10 protein-coding genes, 1 pseudogene and 1 CRISPR repeat array are annotated in these 11322 nt (G+C 38.6%); of the genes and pseudogenes, 4 read left to right on the top strand and 7 right to left on the bottom strand.

The window, feature by feature from the left end; genetic code table 11:
• The first annotated feature begins 415 nt into the window (after nt 1-415).
• From OO184_RS15210 to OO184_RS15195, 4 genes and pseudogenes are all read left to right on the top strand, one after another.
• Nucleotides 416-1333 carry a phage tail protein gene (locus OO184_RS15210; protein ID WP_265379904.1) on the top strand — a complete coding sequence of 306 codons (918 nt, stop codon included), beginning with the start codon at nt 416-418 and terminating at the stop codon, nt 1331-1333.
• Nucleotides 1334-1533: 200 nt separating this feature from the next.
• A CRISPR array of direct repeats spans nt 1534-3361; the repeat unit is 28 nt; unit sequence GTGTACTGCCGTACAGGCAGCTTAGAAA.
• Nucleotides 3362-3810: 449 nt separating this feature from the next.
• Nucleotides 3811-4440: pseudogene (locus tag OO184_RS15205) on the top strand (tail fiber protein); the annotation flags it as partial.
• 222 nt (nt 4441-4662) lie between these two features.
• Complete coding sequence (locus OO184_RS15200) at nt 4663-5292, top strand: tail fiber assembly protein (protein WP_265379907.1); 630 nt, start codon at nt 4663-4665, stop codon at nt 5290-5292.
• 144 nt (nt 5293-5436) lie between these two features.
• Nucleotides 5437-5835 carry a hypothetical protein gene (locus OO184_RS15195; RefSeq protein ID WP_132344924.1) on the top strand — a complete coding sequence of 133 codons (399 nt, stop codon included), beginning with the start codon at nt 5437-5439 and terminating at the stop codon, nt 5833-5835.
• 586 nt (nt 5836-6421) lie between these two features.
• Here OO184_RS15195 and OO184_RS15190 read toward each other — a convergent pair.
• The 7 genes from OO184_RS15190 to OO184_RS15160 form a co-directional block, all read right to left on the bottom strand.
• Entirely contained in the window at nt 6422-7441 is a 1020-nt protein-coding gene (locus tag OO184_RS15190; RefSeq protein WP_265379903.1) for a tyrosine-type recombinase/integrase, read from the bottom strand.
• Between the two features lies 1 nt (nt 7442).
• The gene (locus OO184_RS15185) at nt 7443-7652 is read right to left on the bottom strand and encodes a DUF4224 domain-containing protein (RefSeq protein WP_265379902.1); all 210 of its coding nucleotides are present in this window, start codon (nt 7650-7652) and stop codon (nt 7443-7445) included.
• Nucleotides 7627-7818, bottom strand: coding sequence for a hypothetical protein (locus tag OO184_RS15180; protein WP_088371789.1), 192 nt, complete (start codon nt 7816-7818; stop codon nt 7627-7629). The genes OO184_RS15185 and OO184_RS15180 overlap by 26 nt, the downstream gene beginning before the upstream one ends.
• Before the next feature lie 353 nt (nt 7819-8171).
• Complete coding sequence (locus OO184_RS15175; RefSeq protein WP_088371787.1) at nt 8172-8522, bottom strand: glutamyl-tRNA amidotransferase; 351 nt, start codon at nt 8520-8522, stop codon at nt 8172-8174.
• 21 nt (nt 8523-8543) lie between these two features.
• Nucleotides 8544-8732: a hypothetical protein gene (locus OO184_RS15170; RefSeq protein WP_088371785.1), complete on the bottom strand. Its 189-nt coding sequence runs from the start codon at nt 8730-8732 to the stop codon at nt 8544-8546.
• A 47-nt stretch (nt 8733-8779) separates the two neighbouring features.
• A complete protein-coding gene (locus OO184_RS15165) occupies nt 8780-9274 on the bottom strand; it encodes a siphovirus Gp157 family protein (protein ID WP_088371783.1) in 495 nt (164 codons plus the stop codon).
• Complete coding sequence (locus OO184_RS15160) at nt 9271-11289, bottom strand: phage-associated endonuclease (RefSeq protein ID WP_265379906.1); 2019 nt, start codon at nt 11287-11289, stop codon at nt 9271-9273. The genes OO184_RS15165 and OO184_RS15160 overlap by 4 nt, the downstream gene beginning before the upstream one ends.
• Nucleotides 11290-11322 lie beyond the last annotated feature (33 nt).

Here is an 11322-nt window from a genome sequence, read left to right as displayed (position 1 = left end):
TAAATGTAAATATATTTATAAAATATTATTTTATAGAAAAATTATTTAATAATTATATTTTTATGGATGATCAATGATAGTCGGTAATGCTTATTTTTTGCCATGTCAGTTATTGGTGAACGGTTATAGATGTTGATATTTATTTTATGGTTCTGTAAGCAATATTTCATTAATAGATAATTAGATAATATGGATTGGCTATGTTTTATTGTGATCTGCCTTGAAAAATTAAATGGAATGTTGAGATACTTATTGCTGCCGATTATACAAAAATAGTTAATCTTATAAGTAATAAGAACACCCCATTGTTATTTTTCTGGACTAGACTGTTATTTTTGTGAATTGCGATAAATCATCTTTACAATAGTTAAATATATTTCTTATGAAATAATATTGTTTAATTTAAGGAAGGTATATGAGTTACAAGAATGATTTTAAGGCTTTTTCTATTAGTGATAATGCGAATGTAGTCAGTCAAGAAAAATATGAAGAGAATCAGAGTTTGCAGACTGGATTTTTACCAGATAATGTTCCCACTCACTTGTTAAATAAAGTATTGCGTCAAGCGTCAACGGTATCATCTGTCGTGGCTGATTTTATTGCGGCACGATCTGGCAATGATGTTTTGGATGATGGAAATATAGCTAAACTCACAGCTCAATTAAATAAAGCGTTAGAACAAAAAATTACAACAGATATTCCCGGCGCTTCATTAACTCAAAAAGGTGTTGTCCAGCTTACAAATGTGATTGGCAATAGCGATACATTGGCGGTTACACAAAAGCTTGTTCAGGAAGTAATAAATTCATTACGTGAATATACCCGCGAAGAGATAGATAATCGAATTAAAATAGCTAGTGAAATCCCAGTCGGTTCTCCGATTCCGTGGCCGTTACCTCATCCACCATTTGGTTATTTCACTTGTAATGGTTCAGCTTTTAATAGATTACAGTATCCGAAGTTGGCGGAAGCTTATCCTGACGGTAGATTACCTGATTTAAGGGGCGAATTTATCCGCGGATGGGATGATGGTCGAGGTATTGATAATGGCCGCGGAGTTTTAACTCATCAGGGGGATGCTATTAGAAATATTCAGGGCTCATTTCCTGGGGCGATAACACATAGTTTTGAGCAGGCAGCAAAAGGGGTTTTTTATGGTAGTGCAAATTTTGGAGTCGCTATAGATGGTAGTTCTAAATCAGTAGGTCATTTTACCTCAGATGTTGTATACACTGCATATGGTTTTGGGTTCGACGCGTCAAGAGTTGTTCCTGTAGCACCAGAGAACCGCCCACGCAACATAGCCTTTAATTACATCGTGAGAGCAGCATGATGACTGAACAAAATACCCTTTAAATCAGAAACAGAAGGAGAGGTTGTTCCCCTTGGGTGGAGGGAATTTTGACCCTTTTTTAAAGGTAAACTTTAATTTATTGATTTTTAAGTAAATATTATTTGTCTCGTAAAAAAGGGTTTTTATTTTTTATAATGATTACTCTTCAACATTCAGTAGGTTGGGGTTAATATGTAACAGTGTACTGCCGCACAGGCAGCTTAGAAAACATCCATGTGATAGTCGTTGTTCTTTAGAGTGTGTACTGCCGCACAGGCAGCTTAGAAATAAGAAAGTTAAACTATAGGAGAACAAAAATGGTGTACTGCCGCACAGGCAGCTTAGAAAAGCGAAATCAACAGACGCATAGCGGCAATTGAGTGTACTGCCGCACAGGCAGCTTAGAAAAGTTCCAGTTCGACATATCAACCACAAGTCTTGTGTACTGCCGCACAGGCAGCTTAGAAATGAGAACGGAAGCTAGATAACTTACATCGTGAGTGTACTGCCGCACAGGCAGCTTAGAAATTTGGATCTTGAACAGTTTTATCAGCGGGAACGTGTACTGCCGCACAGGCAGCTTAGAAATCAAGTTGTACACAATAGCATTTCAGTAATCAGTGTACTGCCGCACAGGCAGCTTAGAAACATACCTGCTACACCAGCATAAGGGATTCTATGTGTACTGCCGCACAGGCAGCTTAGAAAGTTTCGGGATCATGGAGATCTAGGTCGTTCATGTGTACTGCCGTACAGGCAGCTTAGAAATCAAGTAAAACGTAATGTTATACTATAACAATGTGTACTGCCGTACAGGCAGCTTAGAAAATACCTTTATACACTAAGTTCAATCGTTCTCTGTGTACTGCCGTACAGGCAGCTTAGAAATTGCGGGGTTTCGGCAACTTTACCTCCCATACGTGTACTGCCGTACAGGCAGCTTAGAAACTAAATGTTGCTGAGCGGCATCTTCTGTTAAAGTGTACTGCCGTACAGGCAGCTTAGAAAGTAAACGGAAATAACAAAGGGAGTTTGTTATTGTGTACTGCCGTACAGGCAGCTTAGAAATTTTAATAATTGGAGTTATGAAGCCAGCGGAGGTGTACTGCCGTACAGGCAGCTTAGAAACCTGCCGTTCGGCGGCTTCCCCGGTTCAGCACGTGTACTGCCGTACAGGCAGCTTAGAAATGAAAATGTATATGAGGCATGGGTAAAAGAACGTGTACTGCCGTACAGGCAGCTTAGAAATGAAAATGTATATGAGGCATGGGTAAAAGAACGTGTACTGCCGTACAGGCAGCTTAGAAAGTCTGTAGATGTCTTAACACTCAAAGCATACTGTGTACTGCCGTACAGGCAGCTTAGAAAATTTGATGACGTCTTTTATCCACTTAATACAGGTGTACTGCCGTACAGGCAGCTTAGAAAATAACGCTGCAAATGAAATCGTAAAGATCTCGGTGTACTGCCGTACAGGCAGCTTAGAAAAAGTCGAAACGCCATACGCGAATACTATCGCTGTGTACTGCCGTACAGGCAGCTTAGAAAGCACCGAAGATGAGGTTTTCTCAGACGAAACAGTGTACTGCCGTACAGGCAGCTTAGAAATTTTTTCGGGGGCGCTTGAAATTCAATATCTCGTGTACTGCCGTACAGGCAGCTTAGAAAGAACCGGTCAGTTAACGCGGCAATCACGACTTGTGTACTGCCGTACAGGCAGCTTAGAAAGTACCATTTTCACGTGTACCAAATAACATTCGGTGTACTGCCGTACAGGCAGCTTAGAAAGATCGGCTCGTTAAACAGGGCGTGCATACAGGGTGTACTGCCGTACAGGCAGCTTAGAAAGTCAATCATCACCACTAACAGAGCACCACCGTGTGTACTGCCGTACAGGCAGCTTAGAAAAGCAGCGGCTGCATACCGATGATGCTACAGGTGTGTACTGCCGTACAGGCAGCTTAGAAATCTTTTGGGCCACGAAGTTAATGCAATCAAAGGTGTACTGCCGTACAGGCAGCTTAGAAAGTCAGCACTCTCATTTACCGAGTACCGAGCCGTTCTCAGAACTGGAGACTTAAGTTGTATTGATGAGAATAATGAATGTATGTTTTATGAAGATGGAGAATTCTGTGGCATTCTAGAATACTATCGTTTAGATGTTTGTGTCTAAATTCCGCAAGATTCAGCTTGAAATTTAAAACAGAAGGAGTTGCAGGAAGAGATAGAAGGAATAAGAGCAAAATAGTTTTCAGATGTTAACTATAAATGGTTTGGATATATTTTCGATTCTAAGATATTGAATTATTTATTGCTGACAATTATATAAAAACAGTCAATCTTCTAATAAATAGGAATGATGTATTACTCTTCTTTATGAACTAGACTCTAATTTGAATAAATTACAGTCGGATTATTTTTGTAATTATTAAATATGTTGATTATAAAAAGTATTATTTTTCTTAAGGAGTAAGTAAATGAATCAAAAAAATGATTTTAAGGCTTTTTCTATTAGCAATAATGCTAATGTAATTAGCCAAGAAAAATATGAAGAAAACCAAAATTTGCAGACTGGGTTTCCACAAGATGGTATTACCACTGATATGTTAAATAAGGCATTACGTCAGTCGTCCACGATATCTTCTGTAGTCGCTAATTTTATCGCCACACAATCTGGCAATGATGTTCTGGATGATGGGAATATAGAGAAACTCACCGCCCAATTAAATGGAGCGCTGGAACAAAAAGTGATAACAAAGGTTCCCGATGCCTCATTAACGCAGAAAGGTATTGTTCAACTTACAAATATGATTGGCAATAGTGATACATTGGCGGTTACGCAAAAGCTTGCTCAGGAAATAATAAATTCATTACGTGAAGAAATTAATATACCTGTGGGTTCCCCCATTCCGTGGCCGTTATCTTATCCACCTATCAATTATCTCGTTTGTAACGGTGCATTTTTCAATAAATTGCAGTACCCAAAGTTAGCAGAAGCTTATCCTGACGGTAGATTGCCTGATTTAAGGGGAGAGTTTATCCGTGGTTGGGACAGTGGTCGAAATGTGGATCCATTTCGTTCAATATTGTCATGGCAAGAAGGGGCTTATTTAGTACAGAATGTTGATCGGGCTAGTAATTTTATTATTACTCCTTCGCGCAATGAGCGCACAAAATTACAATGGGATACTCCTCGAAATAACAATATTTCGGTAAAAGCTGTATATTATCAAGCTCAGACAGACTGGACTGCGAATTCAGCATTTATCGGGGTATCAAGGCCCCGTAACATAGCCTTTAACTACATAGTGAGAGCAGCAGCATTCAGCATAACGACAGAACAAAAATACTCTTTGGAACATGAAACAGCCGTATTGGGTGAGGACGGATTAGCAATTCAACCTGGCTGGATAAAGGTTTATCGCACGAATCAAATAACAAGAGAATTTACTGACTCTGATGTTGAATATGTTATGCTCGGCGTCGGTTTGTCAGCGCATTCTTATTTAGATGCACCAAACTTTTGCGATTCTGATGATGTGGCTGTTTGTCGCAGTGAAGACGGTAAGCGCTGGGAAATAGTACCTGATTATCGCGGAAAAGTCGCTTATGACACGTTAACACGAACTCAACAGGAAATTACTGAATTGGGTGAATTACCTGAAACTCTGACCTTCAAGCAACCTGTCACCGATTTTGATAAATGGGATGGCACACAATGGGTCACTGATAATATAGCCCTAAAAGCAAATCAGGTTGAACAAGCGGAGCAGCGGCGTGTAACTCTGTTGCGACAGGCGAATGAATCCATTGCATTACTGCAAGATGCTGCTGATTTAGATATCGCTACCGTAGCAGAGAAAGCCGCTCTGTTGGAATGGAAGAAATACAGGGTAATGCTCAGTAGAGTAAATATTTCACTGGCTCTCGATATTGAATGGCCAGAACAGCCGAGGTAAAAAGTATAGTGAAAGGGTATAGTGGATAGTGATTTCCATCACGAGAAAAAGTTACCTTGCGGTTAATGCCGATCGTTTAAGGATCGGTATTAACCTTGCTGTGGCCTTTTATTTTTGTATTTTTCAAATAATTAAGGAGTAATTATGGGGTGGGAGCTTCATATAACAAGAGCTGAATGCTTCTCAATGAATGAAGATTGCCAAATTAGTAGTGATGAATGGCTCGCATTAGTGGCTGAAGATGACGAATTATTCATTGATGAAAGAAGTGGTCAGTTTCATGCTATATGGACAGGAAAAAGCGTCGATGAAGAACCTTGGCTGGCTTGGTTTGAGGGGAACATACGTACAAAACACCCCGATACAGCCCTATATTGTAAGATGCTACAGATAGCCGAAAAACTTAATGCAAAAGTTGTTGATGACGATGATCGTCTGTACTTACTTCCAACCGATTTAGAAAATCCGTCATGGAGTAAATCAAATCAACCTGAAATAAAAAAATCGTTCCTACAAAAGCTCATGAACTATATAAAAAGATAATAATTTTCTGCGAATTCTGCCAATATACCCTATGGATTTCAAGATGCATCGCGACGGCAAGGGAGCGAATCCCCGGGAGCATAGATAACTATGTGACCGGGGTGGGCGAGTGCAGCCAACAAAGAGGCAACTTGAAAGATAACGGGTATAAACAGGTTTCACAGTAATGAAGCAATCATGACTTAACTTTTTTTATGTGAAGAATATTTTTCTGATGATGCTTCAAGAGGGGATAGATTGTTTGAAATGGATGGTGTGTATTTATACAGTAATGCCAAAGCGCAGCCATTCTGCCGCCACTTTTCAATTTTCATCTCATCGCAGAAATCAAAAAAGCCACCTTGCGGTGGCCTTTTCTTTTTCCTAACTCACTGTCTTATTAGCGAATTTTATTTGGTGCCCAGGGCGGGACTTGAACCCGCACAGCCTTACAGCCGAGGGATTTTAAATCAGATGTTTTTTTATTATAAAACAATAAATTATATGATATTTTCCTAACATAACTCTAACTTATCGCTGATTAAAATCAATAAGATATGTAGTAAGCATCTTATATCTTAGGAATAAAATTATTGAAAATAATGCATTATTCCTTTTGTCCACCGACAACTGGGACGATTCCAATTTTTCTATCATATCTAGCAGTTTGAGTTATATTTTTATGGCCTGAAATTTTTTGTTTTTCTGCTAAAGAACCTTCCAGGTCAGAAATACCCTTAGCCTTTAGATCGTGAAACGTAAAATCAAAATCCAGTTCTGGAAATTTTTTGACAGCTTCTTCATGCGCTTTGCGCCAGCGACTGTTAAATCCATCACGTGTATATCGGGAGCCTTTACGTTGATGAACTACATATATACTACTAATTCCGCTAGCCAGTGGTAACGATTTACTCATTTCAATAACGTTATTTAGCCGCTCTGTCCATCCTTTAATTTGTGCAACCGCTGTCTTACCTTGTTTAATAAATATTCCTGCGTCGCTTATTTGGGCATATGTCATAGCTAAAACATCGGCTTGTCTGGCACAACATAAATATGCAAGTTCCATTGCTACTTTAACGACAGGAGGGGAAATAGAGTAGAGTGCATTATATTCATCATCTGTAATATATCGATCTCGCACTTTTTCTTTAAATTGACGCACGCCTTTGCATGGGTTTCTTTTAACAAGCCCACGCTCATAACCCCATCTATAAACACTGGATAAGAAAGTTTTTTCTCTGTTTGCCTGCGTTCTGCTTTTAAGTCCTCTCTTATCCATATACTTTCTGATATGTTCAGGTTTGACATTATCGGGTGTCATTTTTCCGAATACAGGCATGAGCTTATTCGCGTATTTGTGATAGTCTTTTTGCGTTTCTTTTGATAGTTCTCTGAAATTTGCCGATTTTATATATTTATCAACTAACATTTGTAAAGAAAAAACATCATGTGACATGTCACGATTAATCTTTTCATACTCTGCATAGACAACAGATAAAGGAGCATCAAGACGACAAAGTGAAATAGAACCACCCGCCGCAGGGTGAAATTCATATTTTGTTTTTCCTCGATATACTCTTATTGGTAATGCTGAGTCAGCCGGATTTTTCCGTTTACCAGCCATATTACATAGCCTCAAAATTGGGTTCTTCTTGGGTAGTTTTATTACGTTTACCAAGTGGATTATTGAAATGTTCCCAGGTAGTTTTTGGGTAACCATCCAGCCGGCGTATAAAGAATATGCCAGCATTTTCTAAAGCTTCGCACTGCTTAGATGGTTTTTCATACCCAGTTAATTCCACCATTTCTTCATGTGTAATGATGTTGTTTTTCATGGTCTTGCCTCATCATCAATATAATAATCAAATCGGCAGCAGCACATGCCCTGGTAACGTCACTGTCATTGTGAGATATCTTTTTTGCACTTGCTGCTAGTTTGCCTAATTTTACATCGAAGTTTGTTAATAGCTGTTGTCCTGGTTGCCAGGGTTGTAGTTGCATGATAGCTGTTCCGTAGGTGAAATTCGCTATCATGCTATTTGATACTTCTATTATTTTCTGATTAAGCTTAATCAATTTTGAGTGTGAATGATGGCCTCAACAGGTAAACACTCAAAAGTACCAAGACCTTGCATTTCCATATCTACTATACAGCTTTTTTCATCAGGATAAATATAGCCGTACGGCAGGTACTGGCAGTCTATAGAAGAACATACAAGTAGAAATAGGCCATATATCATCTTCTTGCTTCCTTGTTCTTATTGCAATTTGTAAGCTTTACAGCATCATTTTTACTGTGAGAGTGTTTAAGCATTGGTCTTACCTCTTTTGATTTATTTTGCATTGAATGTTACTCATTCATTTTTCTTTGATTCTTGTTCTTGTAGAGATTGCGCTAATGAAATCATAGGTTCGAGCGCACAAAATCCAAGCTCAAAAATTCTAATTTTCTTTTTTAATAATTTAATTTTCAAAATTACTTGTTTTGCTGAACCAGTATCACATTCTTCTTTAATACCAACGGCACAAGCTATATCAGCAAGACCAGCGCATGAATCAATAAACATTTGGTTGTAATCATTACTTTCTTTTTGAAGAGATTTCAATTTATCTGCAATCTCATTTAAAATTAAATAATCGTCACATTTAGCTGTTCTTGCTAACTCGTGACATGCTGATATTAAAGATTCTGTACTGTTATTCATGATAATTACCTTTGTATTTTATTAATGAATATAATGTTGGTTTATGCTAATAAATTCATTTTCTATCGAGCATAACAACTTATTTTTCAATTGAGAAATAACTTGCTTTTCTTCGCTTGCTATATCAAGGCTTTCTCCTGTAGTCCACTCAACGTGACATTTATTTAGATCTTCATCAAACGATATAATAATTTCTAATCGTGCTGCCATAAATCACCTCATATTATTGCCCCGATATTAATGGGGCATAATTAATATTAACGTACTTGCAGGCTTTTCTCACCGATTTCAATATGCGCACCAGGTACATCGATACCGTTTTCAATAGCTTCTTTAATGGCCTTTTTATCTGGTGCTGTAATTGTTTGTACATCAACTAATTCATCTGGTAATTTTGATTCATCATCGATAATGACATTGGCAATACCCTTTCTGGCTGTGAACGTGTTTTTTGTGGTTCTTAATGAATCCATTCCAGCTTTCAGTAAACAATCCAGTGCATATTTTTTTAAGTTTTTTACTTGTCCTTCGAATGATTTTTTACGGTCAGTAAGTCGTTTAGACTCATCAGCAAGAGTCTTGGCTTGACCTTCTATATTGCGAACATGGATCATGATAGCATCAAGCTTATCACCGATAGCACATTCGATACTTTCAAGTGTATCGGCGATATCTTCTGGCGAGAACTCGCCGGTTTCTACCAATTGTTGTAGTTTTTCGTAATCTGCTGCTAATGCAATTGCAGTGGTCATTGGTTTGCCTCTTCTTCAAGTTTAGTTAAACATTCTTTTTCAATTTCGGTCAGACGGCGCAGGCGGCCAGACAAATATTTTTCATAATCTTTGTCAGCTTTGGTCTTGGCGTTATCTAAATGAATACCTAATTCACGTGTAAGAGTAGATGCTATACCGCGAATTTCATTCTTACTGACAGCGGTGCGCATTGTTTCTGTATTACGAGTGAACTTATCGTCTAGTTCCTTGCGTAATCTGACTAGATCCTCGGCCTTATCACTGGCAGCCTTAATTTCGAATTCAATTTTATTATCAGCTAGGTATTCGGGGTTATCGTACATTCCCATAAATACATCGGCGCTGAATCCGAGCATAGACAATGCTTTCTTGATGGCATCAGTTAATGATTTCTTTATTACTTCACTATCAGCCTTGATGCCGTATCTGCTTTTATAAAGGTAAGGGGTTGCACCGTAACTTTCGATTTCTCCCCGGATATCTCCTTCAGCCAGATACCAAAATAAAATTTTGATGGAATGATTCTGTTCACAGATCAACGTACCGTCACCATCACGCAATATACGAATACCAATCTGTTTATTTTGGCTGTCGTAAATGGGTTCAGAAAGTGGGGCACCATTGATCATTTTTTCTTCCAGAACTTGATAACCCCAACCTTCACCAACCGGCCCAAATATCTCAGTTGCACGCATGAACATGTAATTACTGTTGATGCTTGTACCGATGAATCCCATACCCTCGATTGGTTTTGTAAAGCGGGGATCGGTGCGCTGAACCGTTTTCCATATGCGTAAGTTGGTTTGTTGTTCGGCGTCACGGGTTTTGATTGTTTCATCAAGAATGTTTGCACGATCTTGAAAGTCATTACTATTAGCAGTGTTGTGACATATAACAGTTACTTCCTGTTTTTCATCCTGTAATGAGGTGTTAATCTGAGGTTTTTCCGTTTGTTCCTCTTGTTTGGTTTTCCGTTTTCTACGAGTTTTTGGTTTTGTTTCACTTCCTTCTGTTTCTAAGTCAACCTGCTCTGTAACGGAGGTAGTCTGTGGTTCTGATTTTGGCTCATTGTTTAGTTTTGAGTCGGGGGCTTTACCCAGTACATTATCAAGATATTTCCGTCTTGACTGAGCATCAGTTAGATATTCAGGGTGTTGCTTACTTTTACGAATAACATTAAAAATGGTTTCTCGTGGAATAGACAATGCATCTGTTCTGATACGAAATTCTACAGACCAACGCCGCCACGCTTCGTTATCTGTAGCAATCAATTCCTTTGCTGCTTTTAAGTGTGCAGAGCTAATTGACCAACATTCAAAATTATCATCAAGTAGAGCAAGAGCAATTTCAATATCTAATGTTGAGTAGGTGTGGCCGAACTCTCGTTCATGAAACGTAGGCTTCTCCGGTTGAGATAACCATTTTATGGCAAACTGGGTAACCTGTTCAGAATCATAATCGACATATTCTGTAAAGTGTTCCAGAACAATATGAATGATTTTTTGTGTCCTGGGAGCATCCATCAGAGCAACTTCGTTAATTTTAGCTAAGCCTTTTGCAATATCGCGTAACTTGGGTTGTGAAGTATCATTGTGTACAAAAGTGATTGCGTCACGAATATGGCCTTTTGTTAATTCGGTTGTGCCAAATAACATAATCGCAGCTATGCGAACAACGGTAGCAACTTTGCTAAAGTTAACTAGTTCGTTACTATTATCTGGTTCTGGTTTAATGGCTTTGACTTGCCATGTTGTACCGTTGAACTCGTATTCGGTTGCAAATTTTTCATCAAACTTGCCAATTGGCGGGCGCGGCGAGCCCTGCATATCTTCACAGATAATGGGTTTTGAAGTATTGAAACTATCAATATTATCTGGGTATTCTTCCCCCAGATAAACGATAGCCATAGCTTTGGCCATTTTTTCAGAATTAGCTTCAAGAGCGATTGCTAATGGTACTGCGCCATTTTTTTGAGCATTTTTTGTTGGCTCAAATACACAAACATAAGTAGTCATTGGTCTTGCCTCGATTGTTTTCACGACTTTCAA

The organism is Photorhabdus aballayi, from assembly GCF_026153155.1.
In the GTDB taxonomy this organism is placed as follows: Bacteria; Pseudomonadota; Gammaproteobacteria; order Enterobacterales; family Enterobacteriaceae; genus Photorhabdus; species Photorhabdus luminescens.
Note: the sequence above shows the minus strand (reverse complement) of the source record. Positions and strands in the feature narration are given on the sequence as shown.